This window comes from Telluria sp. BA11, assembly GCF_056680305.1.
Genome location: NZ_CM155275.1, coordinates 4,012,079 through 4,038,611, shown reverse-complemented (window position 1 = coordinate 4,038,611; position 26,533 = coordinate 4,012,079). Strand labels below are relative to the sequence as shown.

At 65.4% G+C, this 26,533-nt stretch carries 21 protein-coding genes; 3 read left to right on the top strand and 18 right to left on the bottom strand.

The window, feature by feature from the left end:
• Positions 1 to 41 precede the first annotated feature (41 nt).
• Positions 42 to 2,918, bottom strand: a complete 2,877-nt coding sequence (locus tag AC1MGT_RS17720; RefSeq protein ID WP_499501340.1) for an ATP-binding protein — start codon at positions 2,916 to 2,918, stop codon at positions 42 to 44.
• A gap of 312 nt (positions 2,919 to 3,230) precedes the next feature.
• Here AC1MGT_RS17720 and AC1MGT_RS17715 point away from each other — a divergent pair, with 312 nt between their 5' ends.
• Complete coding sequence (locus AC1MGT_RS17715; protein ID WP_499501338.1) at positions 3,231 to 4,199, top strand: IS1595 family transposase; 969 nt, start codon at positions 3,231 to 3,233, stop codon at positions 4,197 to 4,199.
• Between the two features lie 12 nt (positions 4,200 to 4,211).
• Here the strand turns inward: AC1MGT_RS17715 and AC1MGT_RS17710 are convergent, their stop codons facing one another.
• From AC1MGT_RS17710 to AC1MGT_RS17680, 7 genes are all read right to left on the bottom strand, one after another.
• Entirely contained in the window at positions 4,212 to 5,153 is a 942-nt protein-coding gene (locus tag AC1MGT_RS17710; RefSeq protein WP_499501336.1) for a LysR family transcriptional regulator, read from the bottom strand.
• A gap of 4 nt (positions 5,154 to 5,157) precedes the next feature.
• Positions 5,158 to 6,105: a glycoside hydrolase family 43 protein gene (locus AC1MGT_RS17705; protein ID WP_499501334.1), complete on the bottom strand. Its 948-nt coding sequence runs from the start codon at positions 6,103 to 6,105 to the stop codon at positions 5,158 to 5,160.
• 14 nt (positions 6,106 to 6,119) lie between these two features.
• Positions 6,120 to 7,085, bottom strand: coding sequence for a galactofuranose ABC transporter, permease protein YjfF (gene yjfF / locus AC1MGT_RS17700; RefSeq protein ID WP_499501332.1), 966 nt, complete (start codon positions 7,083 to 7,085; stop codon positions 6,120 to 6,122).
• The gene (locus tag AC1MGT_RS17695; protein WP_332530431.1) at positions 7,082 to 8,089 is read right to left on the bottom strand and encodes an ABC transporter permease; all 1,008 of its coding nucleotides are present in this window, start codon (positions 8,087 to 8,089) and stop codon (positions 7,082 to 7,084) included. The genes yjfF and AC1MGT_RS17695 overlap by 4 nt, the downstream gene beginning before the upstream one ends.
• A 59-nt stretch (positions 8,090 to 8,148) precedes the next feature.
• A complete protein-coding gene (locus tag AC1MGT_RS17690; RefSeq protein ID WP_499501330.1) occupies positions 8,149 to 9,681 on the bottom strand; it encodes a sugar ABC transporter ATP-binding protein in 1,533 nt (510 codons plus the stop codon).
• A gap of 7 nt (positions 9,682 to 9,688) precedes the next feature.
• Positions 9,689 to 10,651, bottom strand: coding sequence for an ABC transporter substrate-binding protein (locus AC1MGT_RS17685; RefSeq protein ID WP_499501328.1), 963 nt, complete (start codon positions 10,649 to 10,651; stop codon positions 9,689 to 9,691).
• 144 nt (positions 10,652 to 10,795) lie between these two features.
• Positions 10,796 to 11,773, bottom strand: coding sequence for a ferritin-like domain-containing protein (locus tag AC1MGT_RS17680; protein WP_183549775.1), 978 nt, complete (start codon positions 11,771 to 11,773; stop codon positions 10,796 to 10,798).
• A 242-nt stretch (positions 11,774 to 12,015) separates the two neighbouring features.
• Between AC1MGT_RS17680 and AC1MGT_RS17675 the strand changes: the two genes are divergently transcribed.
• Together AC1MGT_RS17675 and AC1MGT_RS17670 are read left to right on the top strand one after the other, a co-directional pair.
• Entirely contained in the window at positions 12,016 to 12,603 is a 588-nt protein-coding gene (locus AC1MGT_RS17675) for a sigma-70 family RNA polymerase sigma factor (RefSeq protein WP_499501327.1), read from the top strand.
• Complete coding sequence (locus AC1MGT_RS17670; protein ID WP_499501325.1) at positions 12,600 to 13,316, top strand: anti-sigma factor; 717 nt, start codon at positions 12,600 to 12,602, stop codon at positions 13,314 to 13,316. Before AC1MGT_RS17675 ends, AC1MGT_RS17670 begins: the two co-directional genes overlap by 4 nt.
• A gap of 9 nt (positions 13,317 to 13,325) precedes the next feature.
• On the opposite strand, the gene AC1MGT_RS17665 is transcribed toward AC1MGT_RS17670, so the two are convergent.
• From AC1MGT_RS17665 to AC1MGT_RS17620, 10 genes are all read right to left on the bottom strand, one after another.
• Entirely contained in the window at positions 13,326 to 15,683 is a 2,358-nt protein-coding gene (locus AC1MGT_RS17665; RefSeq protein WP_499501323.1) for a beta-L-arabinofuranosidase domain-containing protein, read from the bottom strand.
• Entirely contained in the window at positions 15,680 to 16,723 is a 1,044-nt protein-coding gene (locus AC1MGT_RS17660) for an arabinan endo-1,5-alpha-L-arabinosidase (protein ID WP_499501321.1), read from the bottom strand. Before AC1MGT_RS17660 ends, AC1MGT_RS17665 begins: the two co-directional genes overlap by 4 nt.
• The gene (locus tag AC1MGT_RS17655; RefSeq protein WP_499501319.1) at positions 16,724 to 18,268 is read right to left on the bottom strand and encodes an alpha-N-arabinofuranosidase; all 1,545 of its coding nucleotides are present in this window, start codon (positions 18,266 to 18,268) and stop codon (positions 16,724 to 16,726) included.
• A gap of 78 nt (positions 18,269 to 18,346) precedes the next feature.
• Positions 18,347 to 19,114, bottom strand: a complete 768-nt coding sequence (locus AC1MGT_RS17650) for an SDR family NAD(P)-dependent oxidoreductase (protein WP_499501317.1) — start codon at positions 19,112 to 19,114, stop codon at positions 18,347 to 18,349.
• A gap of 31 nt (positions 19,115 to 19,145) precedes the next feature.
• On the bottom strand, positions 19,146 to 20,717 hold the full coding sequence (locus tag AC1MGT_RS17645; protein WP_499501315.1) for an aldehyde dehydrogenase (NADP(+)): 1,572 nt from the start codon (positions 20,715 to 20,717) through the stop codon (positions 19,146 to 19,148).
• A complete protein-coding gene (gene araD1, locus AC1MGT_RS17640) occupies positions 20,714 to 21,706 on the bottom strand; it encodes an AraD1 family protein (protein WP_499501313.1) in 993 nt (330 codons plus the stop codon). Before araD1 ends, AC1MGT_RS17645 begins: the two co-directional genes overlap by 4 nt.
• A gap of 24 nt (positions 21,707 to 21,730) precedes the next feature.
• Positions 21,731 to 23,473 (bottom strand): IlvD/Edd family dehydratase, encoded by a 1,743-nt coding sequence (locus tag AC1MGT_RS17635; protein WP_499501311.1) that lies wholly within the window; start codon positions 23,471 to 23,473, stop codon positions 21,731 to 21,733.
• A 151-nt stretch (positions 23,474 to 23,624) separates the two neighbouring features.
• Complete coding sequence (locus AC1MGT_RS17630; RefSeq protein WP_499501309.1) at positions 23,625 to 24,506, bottom strand: SMP-30/gluconolactonase/LRE family protein; 882 nt, start codon at positions 24,504 to 24,506, stop codon at positions 23,625 to 23,627.
• Positions 24,503 to 25,555, bottom strand: coding sequence for an aldose epimerase family protein (locus AC1MGT_RS17625; RefSeq protein WP_499501307.1), 1,053 nt, complete (start codon positions 25,553 to 25,555; stop codon positions 24,503 to 24,505). Before AC1MGT_RS17625 ends, AC1MGT_RS17630 begins: the two co-directional genes overlap by 4 nt.
• 13 nt (positions 25,556 to 25,568) lie before the next feature.
• Entirely contained in the window at positions 25,569 to 26,519 is a 951-nt protein-coding gene (locus AC1MGT_RS17620; RefSeq protein WP_499501305.1) for a glycoside hydrolase family 43 protein, read from the bottom strand.
• Between the last annotated feature and the right edge of the window lie 14 nt (positions 26,520 to 26,533).

Genomic DNA, 26,533 nt, shown 5'->3' with positions numbered 1-26,533 from the left:
GGCGGCAAGACTCAGGCTCAAGCTCAAGCTCAGGTTTAAGCTCAGGCCGATGCGGCCGCTGCCTCGGCTTGCGCTGCCTGCGCTGCACTCGAATCCAGAATGCGCACGAGCGCCGTCATGTCGACCGGCTTGACCAGGTGATGGACGAAGCCGGCCTCGAGCGCCCGCTCGCGGTCCTTCGCCTGGCCATAGCCGGTCACGGCCACCGGCACCGTGGCCGCCATCTCGGGCAGCGCGCGCAGGCTCGAGGCCAACTGGTAGCCGTCGATGTCGGGCAGCCCGATATCGATCAGCATCACGTCGGGATGCTCGACGCGCGCGCGGCGCAGGGCCGAGGCGGCGTCGTATTCGACGGCGGTGGCGTGGCCCTGCACCTGCAGCAGCGTGGCCAGACTGTCAGCGGCGTCCGTGTTGTCGTCGACGATCAGCACGCGCAGCTGGCGGCCCAGCGCGGCGCGTACCGGGTCGGCCTCGGACGGCAGCGCATCGTCGGCATCACCCTCGCTGGCGCGCGCACTCACGCACGGCAGGCAGAGCGTGAACGTGCTGCCGCAACCGACGCCATCGCTATGCGCGGTGACCTCGCCATCGTGCAGGTCGACCAGGCGCTTGACGAGCGTGAGGCCCAGTCCCAGCCCACCCTGCGAGCGGGCCAGCGTGCGTGCGCCCTGCGTGAACAGGTCGAACACATTGGGCAGCAGGTCGGGCGGCATGCCGGACCCGTTGTCGCGCACTTCGAGCATCATGCGCCCGTCGCCGGCCACCAGGCGCAGCGTCAGCGTACCGGCCTTGGGCGTGTACTTAGCGGCGTTGCCGACGATATTGGCCACGCTCTGCACGAGGCGCGTCTGGTCACCCCGCACGTACACGGGCGTCTCGGGCAGTTGCACGGTCACGTGGTGCGATTTTTCGAGCACCAGCGGGCGGGTCTGGTCGAGCGCCCCGTTCACGACATCGCGAAAATCGACCGTCGCCAGCTTGAGCTTGACCAGCCCGCGCGTGACGCGCGACACGTCGAGCAGATCGTCGATCAGGCGGCTCATGTGCTTGACCTGGCGGCTGATGATGGAGCTGGTCTGGCAAATGCGCGGCTCGTTCGCGAACTGCATGCTGAGCAAGCTGGCCGAACTGCTGATCGGCGCGAGCGGGTTGCGCAGCTCGTGCGCCAGCATGGCCAGGAATTCGTCCTTGGTGTGACTCAGGCGCTCGGCCTGCACGCGCGCCAGGCGCTCGCTCTGCAGCAGCGCATCGCGTTCGAGCGCCGACGTTTGCGCGATCTCGTACAGGTGCGCATTGTCCATCGCCACGGCGGCTTGCGCGGCGAGATTGGCAACCATGCGCTCGGTGCGTTCGGTGAACATGGCCGGCGCCGGGTGACCGAGGAACAGGCCACCGAGCACCTTGCCCGATTGCGACACGACCGGCACCGCAAGATAGCTGCGTACGCGCAGCTGCGCCAGCGGCGTGCCGTCGGCCACCAGCGCAGCGTGCTGCGGATCGCACGTGATGTCGTCGCTGCGCACCGGCGCCCCGCCTTCGATCAGCGGGCGGAAGATGGCCGCCGTCGGGGGCGCAAGCCGGTCGAACTGCTCGCGCGACGCGCCCGACAGCGCGTACAGGCGCATCTGCTCATGCGCCGTGGCGCAGATCGTCGCATGCACCGGATCGTGCAGCGGGTCGCCCCGGCCCGCAGGATTGCAGAAGAACGCGCCGAAGCGCGCGCCACTCAGTTCGGCGCCGGCGTCGGTGATCGATTGGGCCAGCGTGTCGAGGTCGAGTGTCGAGGCCAGCGCGCGCCCGGCGCGGTTGACCGTCTCGAGGATGCGGCTTTCGTCGCGCAGGCTTTCTTCGACGCGCGAGCGGCGCGCCACTTCACGCGTGTGGCGCGCCACGTCTTCGGCCAGGGCCACTTCCTGTTCGGTCCAGTGGCGCGCCATCGGTTCGTGCAGGTAGAACACGGCGCACAGGCGCCCTTCCTCGATGATCGGCACCATCACCAGCGCCCGCGCGCCAATGGCGGCGTAGGCCGCGGCATGCGGCGCACTGCGTTCGTCGGCATCGACGTCGTCGATGCGCACGCTGCGACCCTGGCGCAGCTTGGCATTGACCACCGGGCCGAACGCGTCAAGGGGATACGACCTGCCGGCCAGGCTGGCCATGCGGCCGTCCGTCCAGTCGCGGTCGATGCTGACGGTGCGGCCAAGGGCGTCGACTTCGCCATAACCCACGCGCGCCACGCCCAGCGTCTGCCCGGTCATGGCGCTCGTCGCGCGCATGATGTGGGCGGCGTCATCGAGGCCGTCGAGCGCTTCGCCGAGCTTCTGGTGGAAGGCATGACGGTAATCGGACAGCACGTCGGACGTTGTTTCGGTGAGCACGCAATAGACGCCGGCCACCTGCCCCGCATGGCGCACGGGCGACAGGGACACGCAGAAAAAGCGCCGTTCGCGCTTGCCGTTGCGCTCGAATTCCATCAGCGCGTGCTGGAGCTGGGCCGATTCGCCGGCCAGGACTTCGTCGAAATACGGCCGCATGCGCTCCCACAACTCGGGGCGCACACTGGCATACGGCGCGCCGCGTGCCGCCGGGTGCTTGTCGCCCAGCAGGTCGGAATAAGCGTCGTTGTAGAACAGGCGCAGCTCGCGCCCGATCGCCAGAAACATGGGAAAACGCGACGCCTGGATGAGGTCGGCAATGGCGCGCAGGCCTTCGGGCCAGGCATCCGGGTGCAAGTGTGCAAGCCCGGCCAGCGCACGCTCTGTGGATGCGGGTGGAGGGGCAAATGCTGTCGCAGGAGAAGACGCAAACAGCGCCGACGGCGCGGCCAGAACTGGTGCAGGCGCATCCAGTACGGTGGGGTCGCCGGACAGCGTGGAACTGCCGCCGACCATCGGCATGAAGCCGCTCAGATTACTCATCAGGAATACCCAGTGTGGTTCTTGCAAGGCTGGCGAGCTCGATATCCTGAAACATCTGATCCTGCCCTGCTGCAGCGCCGCCAACATATTCTTGTTGGGGCGATTATAGCGAGCAAGCAAACGGGACCGCGCCCGTTACACCTGAGGCCATGATGGGCGTGGCGGGGACGCCACAATCCTGAGGCGCAGTCAACGTTAAACGCAGACTGCGCCATCCTAATAGATGGCGCAGTCAACGTTAAATAGAGACTAACTTTGAACTGATGAGTAGTCCAATGGTCCAACCCCTGTCCCCAGCGTCAGGAGTCGATCATGAAAGCGCCACGTTTCAAGGGCTGGTTCGCAAAACTGCCTTCGTTGAATCAGCCGCAACGCCGGCAAGTGCTCGATGCCCTGCATCCTGCAGCCGGGCTGGATCAGGTGGTCGCACTCATCAGTGAGGTCAGAGCGTCAAGCCGCTGCTGCCCCAGATGCGGCAACGAGCATTGCTACCGGCATGGTTTTGCCAACGACTTGCAGCGCTACCGCTGCTGCGCCTGCGGCCGTACCTTTAACGACCTCACCGGCACGCCACTGGCGCGGCTCAGGCACAAAGCCAAATGGCTCGCGTATTCGCAGGTGCTGCTCGATTCACTCCCCGTACGCAAGGGCGCAGATCGGGTCGGCGTACACCGCAACACCGCCTTTCGCTGGCGCCACCGCTTCCTGCATTGGATCAAGCTCGACCGGCCCGCGCTCCTGAATGGCATCGTCGAGGCTGACGAAACATTTCTGCTCGAGTCACAAAAAGGTTCGCGCACACTCGATCGGCCACCGCGCCACCGCGGCGGCCATGCTGCCAAACGGGGTATTTCCAGCGAACTCGATTGCATTCTGGTCGCGCGCGACCGCGAAGGACGCACGGTCGACGCCGTTACTGGGCGCGGTGCGCTCAAGACTGCGCAACTCGAGCGTGACTTGCTACCCAGGCTCGACAGGCAGGCCTTGCTGGTCAGTGACGGCCATCCCGCTTACCGCGCCTTCGCACGCAAGCACAGGATCGCGCATGAGGCGGTTAATGTGCGCGCCGGTGTGCGTGCAAGGCGTCTGGGCAGCCTTGCCATCCACGTGCAGAACGTGAACGCCTACCACCAGCGCTTCAAGGCCTGGCTACAGGGCTTTCGTGGTGTGGCGTCGCGCTACCTGCCCAATTACCTGGGCTGGCGCTGGGCGCTGGATGGCGAACGGGTCACGTCCCCCGGACAATTGCTTAGTATTGCTATCAGCGTCATCAATAGATAACGCTGACTGCGCCTAGTAAATCTCCGCAGCAGCGGCGCGCACGGCGCCCAGCAGCAATTCGGCCCCTGGCGACAGCAGATGATCCTGCTGACGGATTATGCCGAACGCATCCATCTTGCAGGGCAAATCGATCGGCAAGATCCGCATCACATTCAACGACGCATAATATTGGGCGACTTCCTGCGGCATCACGTGCAATGCATCGGTTTGCTGCAACAGCGCGGTGACCAGCAACAGCGCCGTTGTGTCGACGACGTTCACCGGCGGCTGCAGGCCGGCGCGCAGGAACATCATGTCGAAGCGGTGGCGCAGGATGCTGCCCGGTGGCGGCAGGATCCAGGGCCGCCCGACAAGCGCCTCGAGCGTCAGGTTTTTACTTTCCAGCAAAGGATGATCGGGCCGCACGACCGCACAGGCCGGCTCCTCGGTCAGCTCTTCGTAGATCAGCCCGGTGGAATCTTCTTTTTCGAGGATGCGCCCGATCATGAAGTCGAGCGTGCCGTGCTTGAGCTTATCGAGCAGCACATTGCTCGACTCGAGCTGCACGCCGATGCGCAGCAGCGGCGCCTGCTCCTTGATACGGGCAATGGCGCGCGGCAGCAGCGCCATCGCCGGCGTCATGATCACGCCTACCTCGACCTGGCCCGCCAGGCCGGCCTTGAGCGCGACGATGTCGTCGTGTGCCAGCGCCAGGCTGGTCAGGGCCATGCGCGCGTGGCGGATCATCGTTTCGCCGTAGATCGTCGGCTCCATCCCGCGCGGCAGCCGTTCGAACAGGCGCACGTCGAGCATCTCTTCCAGATCCTTGACCTGTTTCGATGCCGCCGGCTGCGTCATGTGCAGTTCTTCGGCCGCCCGGTGAATGTTGCGGTAATCATCCAGCGCAATCAGCAGCAGCAACTGGCGCGTTTTCAGGCGCGCCTTCAAGAACCAGTTGGGGTTAGTCGTCTCCATCAGATCACGTGCAGCCCGGCGCTGGATTGGCGGCAGGGCCGGCGGTCGTTTGCGCGACCGGCAGGATCTTGCCGTCCGGCGCGTAGTGCAATTCTTCGACCGCGACCGAGCGGCGGAATTCGCCCCCCGTGGGCAGCTTGCCGTTATGGTAAAAAATGTACGACTTGCCATTGAAGTCGACGATCGCTTGGTGGATGGTCTTCACATTGGTGTTCTTTTCCATGATGACGCCATCCATCGACCATGGCCCATGCACGCCCGGGCCGCGCATGGCCACGGTTTCTTCAGGAAAGTGGCGCGAGTAAGTCAGATAATACGTGCCCTTGTGCTTGTGGACATAGGCTGCCTCGACGAAATTGTCCAGGCCGGCGGTCTGGATCGGGCCGTCGAACTCGATCATGTTCGGCTTGAGTTTGACATACTTCATGACCGTATTGCCCCAATACAGATAAGCCTGGCCATCGTCGTCGATGAACACGGCCGGGTCGATATCATCCCACAGGATCTGCGTCTGCTTCGTCATGTCGTTCGTCACCAGCGCGCGGCCCAGTGCATCGACGAACGGGCCGGTCGGGCTGTCCGACACCGCCACGCCGATCGCCTTCCCGGGAATCGTCGCATGGTCGACCGTCGAATAGAAATAATACTTGTCCCCGCGCCGGACGATGTCCGAGGCCCAGGCGTCGCGCCCGGCCCATTTGAAGGTCGAGTAACGCAGCGGCGAGCCGTGGTCCGTCCAGCGCTGCATGTCGCAGCTCGAGTAGACGCGCCATTCGTTCATGACGTAATCCTTGCCGCCCGCCGGTGCGTCATCCTTGCCGACGTACAGGTAAACGCGGCCCTTGTCGACCAGTGCGGCCGGGTCGGCCGTGAAGATGTCCCGGACGATCGGGTTGGCGGCTTGCGCGCAGGCGCTCGCGCACAGCAGCGCGGCAAACATGGTGTGTTTCATGGTGTCTCCTTCTATTATTTTCTTCCGAATGCCATCACGCGCTGGACGACGCAGAACACGAACAGCAGGCCGCCGATCACGATCCTCGTCCACCACGAACTGAGCGTGCCATCGAAGGCGATCAGCGTCTGGATCGTGCCCAGCACCAGCACGCCCGACAGCGCGCCGGCCACGTAGCCGTAGCCGCCCGTCAGCAGCGTGCCGCCGATGACGACGGCGGCGATGGCATCGAGCTCGGTCCCCTGCGCATGCAGCCCGTAGCCGGACAGCATGTAGAACGCGAACAGCACGCCGGCCAGCGCGGCGCAGAAGCTGCTCAGGGCATACACGAGCACCTTGGTGCGCCCGACCGCCAGCCCCATCATCGCGGCCGAGGTTTCATTGCCGCCGACCGCATACACGGCGCGGCCAAAGCCGCTGTAGTGCGCGAGCCAGATGGCCAGGCCCAGCATGCCCAGCGCAATCAGCGCTCCGGGCGACAGGAAGCCCCCGAAAAACGGCAGCTGGGTCTGCGACATCGCCACGAACAGCGGATCGTCGATCGTGATCGACTCGATGCTGATCAGGTAACACAGGCCGCGCGCGAGGAACATGCCGGCCAGCGTGACGATGAACGGCTGCAGCCGGAAGTAGTGGATGATCGCCCCCATGCCCGCGCCGAACCCGGCGCCCAGCAACAGGACAACGGCGATCACCGCCAGCGGCGGCCAGTGCGCCACCTGCAGGAGCCAGGCCGCGATCATCGTCGCCAGTGCGAGCACCGCGCCCACCGACAGGTCGATCCCGCCGGACAGGATCACGAAGCCCATGCCGATCGCGATCACGAGCAAAAACGCATTGTCGATCAGGAGATTGAGCAGCACCTGCAGCGACAGGAAGCCGTCGTACAGCGCGCCGCCGACGAGCAGCATCGCCACCAGCAGCGCCACCGTGACGAGGGATGTGAAGGACGGGGCCTTCGCAAGTACGCGGACATTCATGCGCGCCTCCGCTGCCACAACTGCCTGAACTGGTCGGACTGCGAAATACAGACCAGGAACACGACAACCGACTTGACGACCATATTGACCTCGGGCGGCACGCCCAGCGAATAGATGGTGTAGGTGAGCGTCTGGATGATCAAAGCCCCGACGAGCGAACCGGCCAGGCTGAATTTGCCGCCCGCGAGCGACGTGCCACCCAGCGTGACGGCCAGGATGGCATCGAGTTCGAGCATCAGGCCGGCGTTGTTGGCGTCCGCGCTCTTCACGTTGGAACTGATTAACAGGCCCGCCATGCCGGCGCAGGTGGCCGCGAACACGTAGACGAACACGATCAGCGCCGCCGTACGGATGCCGGCCAGGCGCGCGGCCACCGGATTGATACCTACCGCCTGGATGAACAGCCCCAGCGCCGTGTGGCGCAGCAGCAGCGCCGTGACGCCGAACACCACCGCCACCACAAACAGCGCGAACGGCAAGCCAAACAGATACCCGCTGCCCAGGAAAAAATATGGCTGGTAGTAGACCGTGACGATCTGGCCATCGGTGAGCAACTGGGCCAGGCCGCGCCCCGCCACCATCAGGATCAGCGTCGCGACGATCGGCTGCAGGCCCAGGCCGGCGACGAGCGCGCCGTTCCACAGGCCGCACAGCAGCGCCGCGCCGAGGGCGGCGGCAATCGCCACCAGCATCGGCGTGTCGGCCAGATACACTGGCACGCCATCCTGCATCACCATCGTGCCGCCAATGAGCATCGAGGCGACGGTGCCGGACAGCGCAACGACGGCGCCGACCGAGATGTCGATGCCGCGCGTCGCAATCACCAGCGTCATGCCGATCGCCGCCAGCATCAGGGGCGCCGCGCGGTTGACGATGTCGACCAGCGCGCCATACAGATGGCCGTCGCGCACCTCCAGGTGGAAGAAGCCGGGAATCAGCAGAAAGTCGATCAGCAACAGCACGGCCAGCGCGGCCAGGGGCCGGAACAGGCGGTGTGCCAGCATGCGTGATGCCAGAGGCACCCGCGCGGGCGGCTGCAGCGCCGGGATGTCGTTGACGGCCATCACGCGCCCTCCCCGGCAATCACGTGCAGCACCGTGCTGTCGTCGAGCTCACCGCGCCGGTACTCGCCGCAGGCCTTGCGGTCGCGCATGACGACAATCCGGTCGCTCACGCGCAGCACTTCCGGCAGTTCGGACGAAATGAACAGGATCGACATGCCTTTGCGGCACAGGCTCGTGACGTAATCCATGATCTCCTGCTTGGCGCGCACGTCGATGCCGCGCGTCGGTTCGTCGAGAATCATCAGGGTCGGTTCGGTAGCCAGCCAGCGCGCCAGCAGCACCTTTTGCTGGTTACCACCCGAGAGCGTGCCGATGGGCGTCTCGATGCTGGCCGTCTTGATCCCCAGTTGCTGCACATAGTGATCGGCCAGCGCCTGCTGGCGGCGCAGCGGAATCGCGCGCAGCAAACCCTGGCGCGCCTGCAGCGCCAGGATCAGGTTTTCGCGCACCGACAGGTCGAGGATCGCGCCTTCGTGCTTGCGGTCCTCGGAACAAAAACCAACACCGTGCGTGATCGCGTCACGTGGCGTGGCAAGGGCACGCGCGCGGCCCTTGATCTCGATCGCGCCGCTGTCGATCCGGTCGGCGCCGAACAGCATGCGCGCGGTTTCGGTGCGGCCGGATCCCAGCAGGCCGGCAAGGCCCAGCAGCTCGCCCTTGCGGATCACAAGGTCCAGCGGCGCAAGCACGCCGCGCCGGGCGGCGCCGCGCGTGCGCAGGACAATCTCGCCCGCCGCAGCGCTGGCCGCCTGCGCCGCTTGCTGACCGGTGGCAGGCAGTTCCTGGGCATCGGGCGCAGCACCGATCATCTTGTTCACCAGCGCCAGGCGCGACAAGTCGCGGCACAGGTATTCGCCTTCCCGCTCGCCGTTGCGCATCACGGTGATGCGGTCCGAGATCGCGTAGGTCTGCTCCAGGAAGTGCGTCACGAACAGGATCGCCATGCCCTGCTCGCGCAGCGCGCGCAGATTGGAAAACAGCAGCTGGACTTCGGCTTCGTCGAGGCTCGACGTGGGCTCGTCCAGGATGAGCACCCGCGCCGAAATGCTCAGCGCGCGCGCAATGGCCACCATCTGCTGGACCGCCAGCGGGAAGCTGGCCAACGGCTGGCGCACGTCGATGTGCACCTGCAGGCGCGTCAGCAGCGCCTGCGCCTGCTGCCGCATGCGGCGCCAGTCGATCATGCCCCAGCGCCGCGGGTAGCGGCCGATGAAGATGTTCTCGGCGACCGACAGGTTCGGGCACAGGTTCACTTCCTGGTACACGGTGCTGATGCCCAGGTCCTGCGCGTCCTGCGTCGAGCGCGGCGCAATCGCCTCGCCAGCAAACACGATGCTGCCGCGATCGGGCTGGTAGACGCCCGTGAGCACCTTGATCAGCGTGGACTTGCCCGCGCCGTTCTGGCCCATCAGCGTGTGGACTTCGCCCGGATACAGGCGCAGGCCCGCATCCGACAGCGCGCGCACGCCGGGAAACTGCTTGTGGATGCCGGTCACTTCCAGGACCGGCACCTGCGTTGTCGTGGGGAGCATGGCCGCCTCAATAGCGACGGTTCGGGAATTCCTTCGCCGCCACTTCAGCCGGGAACACGCCCTCATTGACGACGATGCGTTTGGGGACCGGTTTACCCGCCTTGACCGCCAGCGCGGCCTGCATCAGCTGGGGACCCAGCAGCGGATTGCATTCGACCGTCACGTTCAGCTTGCCCTGCAACATGGCCTCGAACGCGCCGCGCACGCCATCGATCGAGATCACGAGGATATCCTTGCCGGGCTTGATGCCCGCTTCCTCGATCGCCTGGATTGCACCGATGGCCATGTCGTCGTTGTGCGCGTACAGGACGGTGATGTTCTTGCCCTCGGACTTGAGGAACGCTTCCATCACTTCCTTGCCCTTGGTGCGGGTGAAGTCGCCCGTCTGCGAACGCAGCATCTTCAGACGCGGCTCGCCCTTGATCACTTCAGCGAAGCCGGCCTTGCGGTCGATCGCCGGCGCCGAGCCGACGGTCCCTTGCAGCTCGACGATGTTGTAGGCGCGGCCCGGGTTCTTCTTCGCGTGCTCGACCAGCCAGCGGGCGGCGCGGCGACCCTCTTCCACGAAGTCGGAGCCGAGCAGCGTCACGTACAGCGACGGGTCGGCAACTTTCACGCCGCGGTCGGTGAGGATGACGGGGATCTTGGCAGCCTTGGCTTCACGCAGCACGGTATCCCAGCCCGATTCGACGACGGGCGAGAACGCGATGATGTCGACGCGCTGGGCGATGAACGAGCGGATGGCCTTGACCTGGTTTTCCTGACGCTGCTGGGCGTCGGCGAATTTCATGATGACGCCAGCCTTTTTGGCGGCGTCCTTGATCGAGGTGGTGTTCGCGGTGCGCCATTCGCTCTCGGCGCCGACCTGCGAAAAGCCGATGGTGAGAGGCTTGGCGGCGAGCGCCGGGTGGGTTGCTGCAAAAGTGGCGGCCGTGGCTACGCCCAGGAACTTCCTGCGGTTGAATCGCATCACTTGTCTCCGATATTGTTGTTCTGCAATCGTAGGACAAAGTGTGATACTGATCCAATCAATTTTTTGCGCCGAGTGATACTTTTTCTGGTATCCAGCATGATGCGGCAGAACGCTACCGCATCATGCTGGTCTTACTGGCGATCAGACGTAGGCGGAACTCATATTGAGCAGTCCGTTCACACCACGCGGGAAGAAGCCGCCCATCGTGACCGATTCCTTGGTCAGATACACGATATTGAGCACGTCGCCCGGCGTGCGGCTGAACGCGATGCCATCCTTGTCAAGCGGGACGATGTTCGACACGGTGCTGTCGGTGGCATTCACGATGCCCTGGTCGACATCGGTCGAACCGTCGAGGCTGTCGCGTGCGTTCGAGATTGCCGTGGCCGCGGTGCGCAGCGTTGGCGCCGTCAAGCCTTTCGTGTACAGCACGGTGCGCACGATGCCGGCGTGGTACGCCTCGGCCGCCAGGATGCCGGCTGCCGCTTCCAGGAACGTCTTGTTCGTGATGAGCGGCGACGCGCCCTTGTACGCGGTCACGCCGACGTCCTCGAAGATGAATGCGCCGAGCAGGAAGTTTTCATCGCTGGCATACGGGTCGAAGGCAACGCCCGGGCCCACCAGGCCGGCCGCGCGGGCCGCGTTCGAGAACGCGCCGTTTGGATCGGTGCCGCCGATGTCGATGGCTGGCTGGGCAACGGCCGCCGAACCGAGTGCTGCGCGCAGGAAGCCCACGTGCGCGATCTCATCCTGCGCGATTTCCTTGGCGTATTGCGCGACCAGCGGATCCTTGAATGCGACTGCGCGGCCACCCGTCACGGCGCCCTGCGTGCCCGTGCCGCCCGTCAGGCTTGCGGCCAGGCCGGTGCCGAACACGGCGTACGAATAGAACTGCGCTTCGAGGTACTCGAGGTTCAGCGCGAAATTAAGGATGTCGATATCGGTCGGCTGCGCGGCCTGCGCAATCGCGTCCTTGACCGAGCCGCCGCAGGCGGACAGGAAGGTGCCCCCTACCATACCGACGCTGATCCCTCCCACGTTCTTGAAAAACGAGCGGCGCTTTTCCAGCTTTTCCTTGCGTGATTCGAGCAGTGCCAATGTCACATTCGTGTCTGTCATGGTAGGTCTCCGGTTGATGCGATCGTATAAATGGGCGGGCGTCTGCTCGGTTATTCCAGCCAGGAAACCTGGCTACCAATGCAGCGCGTATAGCTTGTACTGACGCACGATTGAATCGGTTTCAACTATTTTTAAAATAGTGTTGAATTTGTACGCGGGCCCAGCCGTGCGAGCGCGATCGGAACGATGTGATATTGTCAATATCACCCGATTCCCCACTCCTACAACGTCCAAGGATGGCAGTGCCAGACACCCTTCATCCCGATCCCGAGCAGCTGACCACCTGGCTGCAAGCGACAGCAAAAGGCGACGCGGCGGCATTTCGCGCGCTGTACGACGCCATTTCTCCGAAACTGTTTGGCTACGCGCTGCGTATATTAGGCAAGCGCGAACTGGCTGAAGAAGCATTGCAAGATGGGTTCGTGGCGATCTGGAACGGCGCCGCCGGATACCAGCGCCACCTGGCCGCGCCCATGACCTGGATGACGACGATCGTGCGCAACAAATCGCTCGACCTGCTGCGCCGCTGTGCCCACGACCTCGACATCGACGGCCCCGTCTTCGATGCCGAGATCATGGCGGCCCTCCAGGATCCGCGCGCCACGCCGATCGACGCCCTCTTGATCAGCCATGATGCGAAGGCGCTGGCCTTGTGCATGTCGTTGCTCGAAGGCGCGCACCGGCAAGTCGTGGGCCTGGCCTTCTTCCACGACCTGTCGCACAGCGAGGTAGCGCAGCAGATGGCGATACCGATCGGTACCGTCAAGACCTGGATCCGCCGCAGCCTGGAGCGGCTCAAGACGTGCCTGGTAAAAGGCGAACGAGCATGAATATCCGCGACAACCCGCAACTGTGCGACAAGCTGGCGGCCGAGTATGTCCTCGGTACGCTCAGGGGTGGCGCGCGCCGGCGCTTCGAGCGCTATCTGCGTGACGACGCGGTGCTGCAGCGCCTGACCGCCGAATGGCAGGAGCGCCTGATGCCGATGGCCGAATTCTCGGGTGCGCAGACACCGCGCGCCCAGGTGTGGCGCGCGATCGAACGCCGCCTTGGCCTGGGCCAGGTGCAACAACGTGCGCACGCGGCCTGGCAGTTCTGGCGCACCGAGTCGCTGACGTTCTGGCGCTCACTGAGCCTGGCGTCACTGGCCGCGACCTTGCTGATGGTGGGCATATTGCGCTCGACGCTGGTCGAGGCGCCGCAGGTCGATCTGGTCGCCACGCTGATCGATGACAAGGCCCGCACGGCGCTGCTGCTGACCGCCGACAGCGAGCGCCGCGTGTTCACGGCGCGCCTGGTGGAGAACGCGCCGGTCGCCGCCGACAAATCGCTGCAGCTGTGGGCTGTTCCCAAGGAAGGCGCGCCCCGTTCGCTCGGCGTGATCCCGCCGGAAGGCGCGATCACGCTGCCGCTGACCGGCGGCGCCATTGGCGACGACATCGCCACGCTGGCCGTCTCGCTCGAACCGCGCGGCGGCTCGCCCGGCGCCGGTGGACCGACCGGACCGATTCTGTACAAGGGCAACTGGGTGCGGATGCTGTAAGGGCGACTCTTAGCGCAGCAGCCGCAATCCATACAGGCCGCCGGCCAGTGAACCGGCCTGCGCGACGAAGCGCACGTTGAGCAGACCTTGCGCGGCGTCCCGCAGCGCGGCCGGAATCGGGTAGTCGACGGTGTAGAAATCCCCGGCCGCGTCGCCGGTCAACGTCACGTTGGCCAGCACATGCCCATTGAGCAGGATGTCGAAGCGCCGCCCGGCGTCGGCTTTCGCATACGTCAGCCGCAGCACGGCGGCTTGCTGCTTCGGATCCTTCAATTCATAGCTGAACCACTTTGACGCATGGCGCCAGTGGCGTCCATTATTGACACCGGCGTCGATGCCCTCGCCCTTGAAGAAATGGTCGGACTCCGGTTGCTGCTCGCCCGGCGCGACCTGGTCGATGGTGCGCGCATCGAGCGCCAGGCGCTCTGCCTCGCCCGCAGCATTGGCCGCCTGTTGCGCCTTCAGCCCCACCGGCGTCGCGTGCTGCCAGTACATCGTGTAGCGCGATTCGTGCAGGCGGAAGAACGGCACGAACTCGGTGGCCGGTCCGTCCGCACCATGCACCAGCCCCGGCGCGGTGAACGTCAACGGCTTGCCGGCCACCGGCTTGAATTTGCGGATGAAGTCCACCGAATCGCTGACGAACATCGGCGCTGATTCCATCGGGCAGACCGGGCCGGATGCGATGTGCCCCATGCGCGCGTCGTCGGCCAGATACTGCAGCCGCTCGTCGCCCGGCATCCGTGTCCTGGCCGCCAGCACCACGGGGCCGTGCAGCACCGCGTAATAGTTCGACTTGTCCGGCAACTGCTCCAGGTGCGTGGTCATCGGCAGGCGCACGTCGATTCGGTCCCCGGTGCGCCAGCTGCGCGTGAGCGCCACGTAGCCGCCCGGCCCGGCATCAAGCTTGACCGCCCTGCCATTGACTTGCACCGTCATGCGCCCAGGGGCCACCCAACCGGGATAACGGATCCTCACCGTGAACGTGTTCGAGCCGGGTGTGGCGCGGTCGATCGTCAGGCGCGTCGTCTCGGCATCCGGGAAGCGGGTCGCCTGCGTCAGCCGGACGCCCTGCGCTTTCCAGTCGAGGGTCGAGGCCATGAACAGGTTGACGAACAAGGTGTCCTTCTCGTGCGCGTAGATGAATTCACCGTACTTGGCGTGGCTTTCGATGCCCGAGCCCACGCAGCACCACATGCCCTGGTCGGGCTGCGAATACACGCGGTAGTGATTCGGCCGCAGCGGCGTGAAATACACGAACCCGCCCTGCGGGCGCTGCGACGACAGGATGTGGTTGTACAGCGCGCGCTCGTAATAGTCGCCATAAGCGCCCTTCTGCTCGGCCGCGAACAGCATCTGCGTCAGCTTGAGCATATTGTAGGTGTTGCAGGTCTCCGGCCCTTCGACGTCATGCACGGTCGGCGCGAAGTCGTCCCGGCTGTGGAAATGCTCCTTGACGCTGTTGCCGCCGATCGCCACCGAGCGCTTCTCCACCACCGTCTGCCAGAAGAACCTGGCCGCGTCGCCCATGTCCTTGCGCCCGGTCGCATCATGGATCCGCTGAAAGCCAATGACCTTCGGGATCTGCGTATTGGCATGCAGGCCGGTGAGCTGGTCGTCCTGCCGCGCCAGCGGCTGCAGGATCGCCTGGTGCGAAAAGCGCAGTGCGAGGTCGAGGTACTTCCTGTCGCCGGTGATCTCGGCGACATCGACGAAGATCTCGTTCATGCCACCATGCTCGCTGCGCAGCATCGCCTGCATCTGTTCCGGCGACAGGCGTGCGGTCAAGGACAGCGCCCAGTCGGACAGCGCAACCAGCATGGCGCGCGCGTCCCGGTTTCCGCCATAGCGGTAGGCATCGCGCAGGCCCGCATAGACCTTGTGCAGGTTGTACCACGGCACCCACTTGCCGTTGACCGAGAAGCCATCGGCTTCGAGCTTGCCGGCCGCGACATCGCGCCAGGCCTGGTGGCCACCCGGGATGCCGCCGAGGTAGCCGTCGCCATTGGCGTGCTGCGCGCGTTGCAGTTCGGCGACCATGTAATTCAGGCGGCGCAGCGTTTCCGCGTCGCCGGTCGACGCGTACATGAGCGCCAGCGCCGACAGGTAGTGCCCGCCCATGTGGCCATCCAGGCCCGAGGATTCCCAGTTGCCGTAGCTTGGCTTGCGCGACTCCAGGCCGGCCTCGCGCAGGAACGGCGTAAGCAGGCGGTCCGGCTCCATCGCCATCAGGTAGTTCAGGTTGGTGGTCTGGGCGTCGAGGAACGGCCCCGCGCCCAGGCGCACGTCGGCCAGCGGGAACGGCGCGGCCGCCTGCGCCAGCGTACCCGCTCCCAGCAGCAGCCATGCCAGGAGGCGAACCTTCATGGCTGCAGCGCGCTCTGATAGCGATTCAGGTCCTTCTGATCGAGCACCGGCCAGCCATCCCGGTCCCAGCCCATCTCCAGCACCTTCAGCTTCTGCTTGAAGCGGTCGGCGGTCTCGTAGGCGTGCAGCACCATGTAGTCCTTGCCGTCGAACGTGTAAGCGCTGTTGTGGCCCAGGCCACGCCAGTCGCTGTCGCCCGCGATCACGAGTGTGCCGCCGCCCTTGGCCATGTCGACGCCGTTGCGGTCGAGGTAGGGTCCGGTGATCGTTTTCGCGCGGCCCACCACGACCTTGTACGTGCTGTCCTTGCCCTTGCAGCACAGGTCCCAAGAGGCGAACAGGTAGTACCAGCCGTTCTTGGGGAAGATGAACGGCGCCTCGATCTGCGCCGGCCCGGCTTCGTCGTCCGGCGTGAAAGCAGGCCGCTCGCGGCGCGCGATCGTGTGCCATTCCTGCGGCTCGGCGAGCCTGGTGCGGCTGGCGTCGAGCCTGACCAGTTTCAGGCCGCCCCAGAACGAGCCGAACGACATCCACGGCGTGCCTTTGGCGTCGTCGATCACCTGCGCGTCGATGGCGTTCCACAGGTCGCGCCCCGGCACCGACTGCACGACCGGGCCCTGGTCTTCCCACTTGTAGGCGGGCGAACGCGGGTCGAGCGTCGTGTTGACGGTCACGCCGATGGCCGACGTGTTCTTGCCGAAGCCCGACACCGAGTAGTACAGGTAGTACTTGCCGTCGTGGTGATAGATGTCGGGCGCCCAGATATGCCCGTCGAAGGTCGGCGCGGCCCGTGTCGCCCAGGCCGGGCCCTCCTTGAAGACGCGGCCTTCCGGCTTCCACGTCGTCAGGTCGGTCGAGCTGTAGAACGTGATCCCGGGGCCGGTGCTGAACAGGTAGTAGCGCGCGCCCTGCTTCGCCATGACCGGGTCGTGCACGCCGACCTGCGCGGCAGTGGCTCCGCCGGCGGCTGCGGCGGCGCTGGCCGCGCTGGCCGCACTGGCAATCGCCAGCGCCGCCCACACGAGGTGTGCGGCCCGCATTTATGCCTCGACCGCGAAGACCATCACGGCCTTGGCCGGGACCTTGATCGTCAGCTTGCCATCCTGCGCCCTGGCGCTGAACGGCGCCGGCTTGATCGCCTGAGGCTTTTCGAACGTGTTGTGCGCATCCATGGCATCGGCCGTGAGCACCTGGCCCGCAACGCCACCGACCGTCAGGCCCGCCACATTGAGCGTGACATCGCTGGCACGGGTCGGGTGCGTGTTGACCAGCGCGATATACACCTTGCCATCCTTGGCGCGCGCCGCCGTGGCGCTGATGCCCGGCACGCCCTTGCCGTTGCTCGAATAGGCCACATCATTGTCGACCGCCACCGGCAGCGACGTCGCATCCTGGAACGGGATGTACATCTTGTACGCGTGGTAGGTTGGCGTGAGCAGCATCTTCTCCTTGTCGGTGATGATCATCGCCTGCAGCACGTTGACCATCTGCGCGATGTTCGTCATGCGCACGCGCTCGGCGTGGGCATGGAAGATGTTAAAGTTCAGCGCCGCCACGACCGCGTCGCGCAGGGTGTTACGCTGGAACAGGAAGCCCGGATTGGTGCCCGGTTCGACGTCGTACCAGGTGCCCCATTCGTCGACGTAGAACCCGATTTTCTTCTCGGGATCGTTCTTGTCGAGGATGGCGACGTTCTGCTTGATGTGCTGGTCCATGCGCAGCGTTTGCTGCATGGTCGAGAACCATTCCGATTCCGGGAAGCCCGTGGCGGCGCCCTTCTTTTCCCATACGCCGGTCGGCAGCGTGTAGTAGTGGAAGCTGATGCCGTCGGTGCCGCGCGCGGCTTCCTTGCTCAGCACCTCGGTCCATTTGGTGTCGTTGTCGTTGCCACCGCTGGCGATCATTTTCGGTCGTGCATCCGGTGGCGTTTTCAGGAACGTCGCGTAGTGGTTGTACAGGTTGGCATAGTATTCCGGCTTCATGTTACCGCCGCAGCCCCAGGCTTCGTTGCCGATGCCGAAATAGGCCACCTTGTACGGCGCCTTGCGGCCGTTCTTGCGACGCAGTTCGGCCAGGGACGACTTGGTGTCCGACGTCATGTACTCGAGCCACTCGGCCATCTCCTGCGGCGTGCCGGAACCCAGGTTGCCGTTGATGTAGGCTTCCGTGCCCAGGATCTCGACCAGGTCGAAGAATTCATGCGTGCCCACCGCATTGTCCTCGGCCACGCCGCCCCAGTGCGTGTTGACCTTGACCGGGCGCTTGTTGCGCGCGCCGATGCCGTCGCGCCAGTGGTATTCGTCGGCGAAGCAGCCGCCCGGCCAGCGCACCAGCGGAACCTTCAATTCCTTCAGGGCGCCGACGACGTCATTGCGCCAGCCGCGGGTATTGGGGATGGAGGAGTTCTGGCCAACCCACAGGCCGCCGTAGATGCCGGTGCCGAGGTGTTCGGCGAACTGGCCATACACGTTCTTGTTGATGACAGGGCCTGGCTTGCCGGTGTCGACCGACACGCTGACCTGGGCAAACGCAGGCATGGCGGCCAGGCCGCATGCGAAGATGAGGGGTTTGAGTGCTTTCAACATTGTCTCCATTGGTTTTGCCTGCTTGTTGTTGCAGGCTTGTTTTATTTGCCTGTGCCGCGATGTGACGGCCGGCGCATCTCAGGTCCAGCCGGCATCCACGACGAAGTCCTGCGCCGTGCACATCTGGCTATCGTCGGCGCCCAGGAACAGCACCATGCGCGCGACATCCTCCGGCATCAGCTTGCCCGGCAGGCACTGCGCTTTCTTGATCTCGGCTTCGGCCGCGTCGTCCACCCACAAGTCGATCTGGCGCTGCGTCATGACCCAGCCGGGCGTGACGGTGTTGACCCGTACACCGAACGGTCCCAGGTCACGCGCCAGGCTGCGTGTCAGGCCGATCACGGCGGCCTTGGTGGTCGCATAGACCGGATAGCCGGCACCCTTGGCATGCCAGGACATCGAACTGAAATTGATGATCGAGCCGCCGCCCTTCTTTTTCATGCCCGGCAGGACCGCCTGGCAGGTAAAGAACATCGGGCGCTGGTTGATCGCGATGCGCTCGTTCCAGTAGTCGAGCGAGACGTCATGGATATCGTGGCGCTGGTCGTTCGCCGCATTGTTGACCAGCACCTCGAAGTCGCCCAGCTGCGCGGCCAGTTCGGCCATCGTGCGCTGCAGCGCGGGGATGTCCGTGATGTCGCAGTGCCGATACGCCGGCGCCCGGTGGCCGGCCCCGGCCAGTTGCGCGCACAGTGCTTCGCTGGCCTCGCGCGCGATGTCCACGAACGCGACGACGGCGCCCTGCGCCACGAACGCTTCCACGATCGCCGCACCGATGCCGGTGCCGCCGCCCGTCACAAACACCCGCCTGTCCCTCAGGCTCGGGTAGTTCGCCATGTGTTGCATGCTTGTCTCCATCTTGTTGTTGTCTGCCCGCTCACTCTTTGGTGAGCGCGCCATCCCGGCGCCGCCACGCGCCCAGCGGGTTACCATCCTGAAGGATCTCCGGCAGCAGTGCGGCCGGCAGGTTCTGGTAGCAGACCGGTCGCAAGAAGCGGCTGATCGCGCCCGTTCCCACCGAGGTGCTGCGGCCGTCGGCCGTCGACGGGAACGGCCCGCCATGCACCATCGCCGTCGACACCTCGACGCCGGTAGGATACCCGTTGGCCAGGATGCGCCCGACTTTGCGCTCCAGCGTCGGCAGCAGCGCTCTGGCGGCGGCGATGTCGCCCGCGTCGAGCTGCAGCGTGGCGGTCAGCTGGCCCTCGATGGCCTCGGCCACGTCGCGCATCTTGCCCGCATCCTTGCAGACCACCAGCACCGAGGCGGGGCCGAACACTTCGTCGTGCAGCTCGGTGCGCGCGAGGAATTCATCGGCCGTCGTGCGAAACAACGCCGCGCCGCCTTTGCCTTCTTCGTGCGCCACCCGTGCGAGCGTGGTGATCGCGTCGTTGCCGGCCAGCGCCTCGACGCCCTTGCGGTAGCTGTCTGCAATGCCCTGGTTGAGCATCACGGCGCTGCTGGATGCTGCCAGCGCGTCGCTCGCGGCGTTGGTAAAATGATCCAGGCCCGGCCCGTCGACCGCCAGCACCAGCCCGGGATTGGTGCAGAACTGGCCGACGCCCATGGTCAGCGACGCAGCGAAGCCCTTGCCGATCTCCTCGCCCCGGTTGGCCAGCGCCTCGGGCAGCAGGAACACCGGATTGATCGAGCTCATTTCGGCATACACGGGAATCGGCTGCCTGCGCGCGGCCGCCACCGCCATCAGGGCCAGGCCGCCCGAGCGCGAGCCGGTAAAGCCCACGGCCTGGATCGCCGGGTGCGCCACCAGGCGCTGGCCGATGCCATTGCCGGTCCCGCTCAACAGCGCAAACACGCCGGCTGGCAAGCCGCATTGCGCGACGGCCCGGGCGACTGCGCGGCCCACGAGTTCCGACGTGCCCGGGTGGGCCGAGTGGGCCTTGAGCACGACCGGACAACCGGCCGCAAACGCGGACGCCGTATCGCCACCGGCGACCGAGAACGCCAGCGGGAAGTTACTGGCGGCGAACACGGCCACCGGGCCAACGCCGATCAGGCGCATGCGCAGGTCGGGCCGGGGCGGCGCGCGCTCGGGCAGCGCCGTGTCCAGGCGCGCATCGTTCCATGAGCCTTCGCGCAGCAGCGTGGCAAACAGGCGCAGCTGGCCCACGGTGCGCATGCGCTCACCTTCCAGGCGCACGCGCGGCAGGCCGGTTTCCAGCATCGCACGCTCGATCAGCGCGTCGCCGATGGCCAGGACCTGCTCGGCCACGGTCTCGAGAAACTGCGCACGGGCCGCGTCGCCCGTCGCGCGAAAGGCGTCGAAGGCGTCGCCGGCCAGCGTGCAGGCGCGGTCGATCTGCTCGGGCGTGACCATGTGGAAGGCCGGCTCGATGTGCTCGCGCTGGCCGGGCGCCCAGGCCTGGAACGCGCCCGCGCCGCCGCGCTCTGCAAGGCCGTTGATGATGGCGTCGCCGGTGATGCTCATAAGGCGGTCACTTTCGTGTAAGGGGTAGACTGCACCGCGAGGCGGTTGCGCAGCGCCGGGCCGAAGGTGGGCGACGCGACTTCGAAGGTTTCCCCTGGCGCGACCTGGACGCCATCGGCAAAGCTCAGCGTGGCGGTGCCGAAGAAGTGGATGTGGACGTCGCCGGCGCGCTTGAACAGGCCGTACTTGAAGTGGTGGTGCTCGAGGTTCTCGAGCGTGTGCGACATGTTCTGTTCACCGCTGACGAAGTGCTTTTCCCAGCGCACCTTGCCATCCGCGCCAATGATGCGCGAGACGCCCGCGACGTGCGCCGGCAGTTCGCCCACCAGCAGCGCCGGGCCCAGGCCGCAGTTGCGCAGCTTGGAATGGGCAAGGTACAGGTAGTTCTGGCGCTCGGTCACGTGATCGGAAAACTCGTTGCCGATGGCGTAACCGAGGCGGTACGGGTGCCCGTCGTCGCCGATCAGGTACAGGCCGGCGATCTCCGGCTCTTCACCGCCGTCGAGCGAGAATGCCGGCATCTCGAGGTCCTGGCCGGTGGCGCGCACGATCGAGCCGTCGCCCTTGTAGAACCATTCCGGCTGCACGCCGGCCGTGCCGGTCGGCGGCTTGCCGCCTTCGACGCCCATGCGGAACATCTTCATGCTGTCGCTGAGCGCGGCGATATCGCCGCCGATTTTCTGGTGCATGGCGTCGCGTGCATCGGCGCTGCCCAGGTGGGTCAGGCCGGTGCCGGTCACGTAGCAGTGGGCGGCGTCCGGGTGGTCGAGCGGTGGCAGGATGCGGCCGGCCTGCGCGGTCGCGTCATAGTCGACCTGCTGCGCGCCGGCGGCGTCCTCGGCCAGCTGGGCCAGGCCCTGGCCGCTGCCGATCGCGGCGCGTGCGAGCTCCAGGGTGGTGGTGTAGCCATCGATGACGCGGATGGTGGCGCCGGTCAGGATGCCGACCCGGCGCTCCTGCGCGTCGGTCAGAAATTGGATGAGCAGCATGCTCTGGTCTCCTCGGTTCTTGGTTCAGTGGGAATGCTTCGGCACGGCCGAGCCACGGCAGCCGACGAGGAAATCGAAATCGCAGCCATCGTCGGCCTGCATCACGTGATCGAGGTACAGGCGCTGGTAGCCGCTGTGCTGCACGGGCTTGTTCTTTTCGGCGCGATCGGCCAGCCGGCGCACGATTTCAGCATCCGGCAGTTCGACGTTGAGCAGCCCGTTATGACAATCGAGCTGGATCATGTCGCCGTCCTGCACGATGCCCAGCGGGCCGCCGTCCATCGCTTCCGGCGCGACGTGCAGCACCACGGTGCCATATGCGGTGCCGCTCATGCGCGCATCCGAAATGCGCACCATGTCGGTGATGCCCCTGGCCAGCAGCTTGGGCGGCAAGCCCATATTGCCCACTTCGGCCATGCCCGGATAACCTTTCGGGCCGCAGTTCTTCATCAGGAGCACCGAGTTTTCGTCGACGTCCAGGTCGGGGTCGAGGATGCGCTGCTTGTAGTGATCGAAGTCTTCGAAGACCACGGCGCGTCCGCGATGCTGCATCAGGTGCGGCGAGGCGGCCGACGGTTTGAGCACGGCTCCGCGCGGCGCGAGATTGCCGCGCAGGATGCAGATGCCGCCGTCCGCGATCAGCGGATTGTCCAGCTGACGCACGACCTCATCGTTGTAGATCGGCGCGGCGACGCAGTTTTCCCACAGCGTGTTGCCATTGACGGTCAGCGCATCCTTGTTGGGAATCAGGCCGCCCTCGCCCAGGCGGCGAATCACGGCCGGCAAGCCGCCCGCGTAATAGAACTCTTCCATCAGGAAGCGCCCCGATGGCAGCAGGTCGACCACGGTCGGCGTGCCCTTGCCAATGCGGGTCCAGTCTTCCAGTTCGAGCGGCACGCCCACCCGCCCGGCAATGGCCTTCAGGTGGATCACGGCGTTGGTCGAGCCGCCGATGGCCGCATTCACGCGGATGGCGTTCTCGAAATTTGCACGGGTGAGGATCTTCGACAGGCGCAGGTCTTCGTGCACCATCTCGACGATGCGCATGCCCGACATGTGCGCCAGCACGTAGCGGCGCGCATCCACGGCGGGAATCGCGGCGTTGTGCGGCAGCGAGGTGCCCAGCGCTTCGGCCATGCAGGCCATCGTCGACGCCGTGCCCATCGTGTTGCAGGTGCCCGCGCTGCGCGAGTGGCCCGCTTCGGCCGACAGAAATTCGTGCATCGTGATCGTGCCGGCCTTGGCCTGCTCGTGCAACTGCCAGACGGCGGTGCCGGAGCCGATGTCCTTGCCGTTCAGTTTACCGTTGAGCATCGGGCCGCCAGTGACGACGATCGTCGGCAGGTCGACGCTGGCCGCGCCCATCAGCAGCGCCGGCGTGGTCTTGTCGCAGCCGACCAGCAGCACGACCGCATCCATCGGATTGCCGCGGATGGATTCCTCGACGTCCATGCTGGCCAGGTTCCGGGTCAGCATCGCCGTCGGGCGCAGATTGGATTCGCCATTCGAAAACACGGGGAATTCAACGGGGAAGCCGCCCGCTTCCAGGATGCCGCGCTTGACGTGCTCGGCGAGCTTGCGAAAGTGCGCATTGCACGGGGTCAGTTCGGACCAGGTGTTGCAGATGCCGATGATCGGCTTGCCCTGGAATTCGTGGTCGGGTATGCCCTGGTTCTTCATCCAGCTGCGGTACATGAACCCGTTTTTATCCTGCGTGCCAAACCATGCCGCAGAACGCAGCGGCGTCTTTTTCTTTGCCTCGGACATCGTATCTCCTCGTTATTCTCTGGATGAAGCGTGCATGGTGCCGCTGTCCATATCACTTGATTACCGAGAGGAAGTCTAAAGTCCGGGCAGATAACTTACTAATCAAATTTTAACGAAGATCGATACCGTTTTTCGTATCGCTGACGAGCCGTCAAACGTGCAGGAAACGCGACTCGGGCAGGCCGCGGATCTCCAGAGCCTGCGCAAACAATGCGCCCGACAGCGGCGCGGCCGCACGTTCGGCATTGGTCATGCCCAGGTGGGCGCTGGTGACGAACAGTGTCGTCAGGTCAGGCCCGCCGAAGGCCGGGCAGCTCGGCTGCGGCGCTGCCAGTGGCACCGTCCGTTCGAGCTGGCCGTCGGGCGCAAAGCGCGCGACGATGCCGGCGCCCCAGCGCGTACTCCACAGGAAGCCGGCGGCGTCGATCGTCGAGCCGTCGGGCTCCCCGGGCACGGCATCGGCCGCGACGAATGTGTGCACGCGCCCCACTTCGGCGCTGCACGGGTTGTAGTCGGCGTACAGGATCGCCTTTTGCGCCGAGTCGGCAAAGTACATGCGGCGCCCGTTGGGACTGAAGCAGATACTGTTGGCGATGGCCGCGTTGGGCAGCGGCAGGCGTTCGAGCGACAGGTCGAGGTTCAGGCGGTAGAAGCCCCCCAGTGCGTGCTTGGGATTCTCGGCCTGGTTGAACATGCCGAACACGAACCGCCCCTGCCGGTCGCAGCGGCCATCGTTGATGCGCGTGGACGGGATCTCCGGTTCGACATCACAGATGCGCGTGACCTTGCCGCTCGAGAAGGTGAAGAACGCGAGACCGGACGCCAGCCCCAGCAGCAGGCGGTCGTCGCTGCCGGTCAGCGCGAAGCAGCACAGGCGCTCGGGCATCGGCCAGCTGGCCTTGCGGCCGGTGGCCGGCGTGTATGCCCACAGGGTGGCGGCGGGGATATCGGTCCACAGCAGGCGGCCGGTGCGCTCGCACCACAGCACGCACTCGCCCAGCTCGTGCCGGGTGTCGGTCAGCACCTCCATCACGCCGCCTCGGTGGTAAAACGAAAGCGCGACTCGGTGGCATACACCTCGCCCGGGCGCAGGATCACGTTCGGGAACTGCGGCTGGTTCGGCGAATCGGGGAAATGCTGGGGTTCCAGGCACAAGCCGCTGCGGTGTCCGTAGCTGCGGCCCTTGCCGTGCAATGACCCATCGAGGAAGTTCCCGCTGTAGAACTGCACGCCGGGTTCCTGCGTCCATAGTTCGAGCACGCGGCCCGAGACGGGTTCACTCACTCGCGCAGCCCTGGTCAATCCCGTGCCTTGCGGCCTGTTCAGGACGAGATTATGGTCGTAGCCGCTGCCGTGGCGCAGCTGCTTGTCGGGCTGCCCGATCCGCTCGCCGATCTGGCGTGGCAGGCGAAAGTCGAACGGCGTGCCAGTAACGGGCGTGAGTTCGCCCGTGGGAATCAATTCGCTGTCGATCGCCACGAAGCTGTCGGCATCGATGGTCAGGTAGTGCCCCAGGATGTCGCCCTCGCCGGCCAGGTTGAAGTAACTGTGCTGCGTCAGGTTGACCGGCGTGGCCTTGTCGGTCACGGCATGGAAACGCACCACCAGTTCATTGGCGTCATTGAGCTGGTAGACGACCGTGACATCGAGGTTGCCGGGATAGCCCATCTCGCCGTCGACGCTGCGGTAGGCCAGGCGCAGGCTGGCGCCATCGACCGTCGCCGTCCACAGAACGCGATCAAAGCCGCCTGCACCACCGTGCAGGTGGTTGTTGCCGTTGTTGACCGGCAGCTGAACCTGCGCGCCATCGAGCGTGAAGCGCCCCCTGGCGATGCGGTTGCCGTAGCGGCCGATCAGCGCGCCGAAGTACGGGCTGTCGGTGCAGTATGGCTCTAGCGAATTGAAGCCGAGCACCACGTCGGCGAACCTGCCATCGCGGTCCGGCGCATGCAGTTCGGTGATGACGCCGCCGAAGTCGATGATCTTCGCCACCATGCCATTGGCATTGGTGAGCGTGAACTGGGTGACGGCGGCGCCGCCTGGCAGGTGGCCGAATGGCGCTTGCGTGATACCGGTTTGCACGGTGATGTGATCCTTAATAGACAGAGGGTCGGCCGAACACCGGCATGCCCTGGTCGTCCCAGCGCAGCGGTTTCACGAAGGTGTGGCGGTCCGGATTCCAGAGCGGATCGCCGACGATCTCGGTGTAGGTACGCGCGTGGTAGACCAGCATCACGGTGTCGTTGTCTTCGGCCAGCGTGAAGCTGTTGTGGCCCGGCCCATAGACGCCGTGATCGTAGCATGTACGCAAAACAGGCTGCGCCGACTTGGTCCACGAGCGCGGATCGAGCAGATCGGCGTCTTCGTCGGCCGACAGCAACCCCATGGCGTAGTTGTGGTCGGTCGCGCTGGCCGAGTAGCTGATGAAGATCTTGCCGTTACGGCGCAGGACCGACGGGCCTTCGTTGACCCAGAAGCCGATCGTTTCCCAGTCGTGCTCCGGTTTGCTCAAGAGGATCGGAGCGCCCTCGATCTGCCAGGGCGTTTTCATCGGCGCGATGTACAGGTTCGAATTGCCCTCGATGGCGGGGTCCTTCTGCGCCCACAGGTAATACAGCGTGCCCTTGTGGGTAAAGGTGGTTGCATCGAGGCAGAAGCTGTCGATGCCGGTGTCGACCTGGCCCATGAATTCCCACTCGCCTTCCAGCGGGTTGGCATGGCGGTTACGGATCGCGTACATGCGGTGCTGGAACAACGCGTCCTTGATCGCGCGGCTGGGCGCGGCGGCAAAATAGACATACCAGGCGCCGTCATTGAAGTGCAGCTCCGGGGCCCAGACCAGCTCGGAATACGGGCCGGTCTCGGGCTTGTGCCAGGCGTCGACCGTGGGCGCGGTGGCCAGACCGGCGATGGTCGTCGCGCGGCGCAGTTCGATGCGGTCGTACAGCGGCACCGAGGCCGTGAAGTAATAGTAGCCGTCGGTGTGCTTGTAGATATAAGGATCGGCGCGTTGCTCGATCAGCGGCTGAAGGATGGTTTCTTGCATGGTTGTTCTCTGTA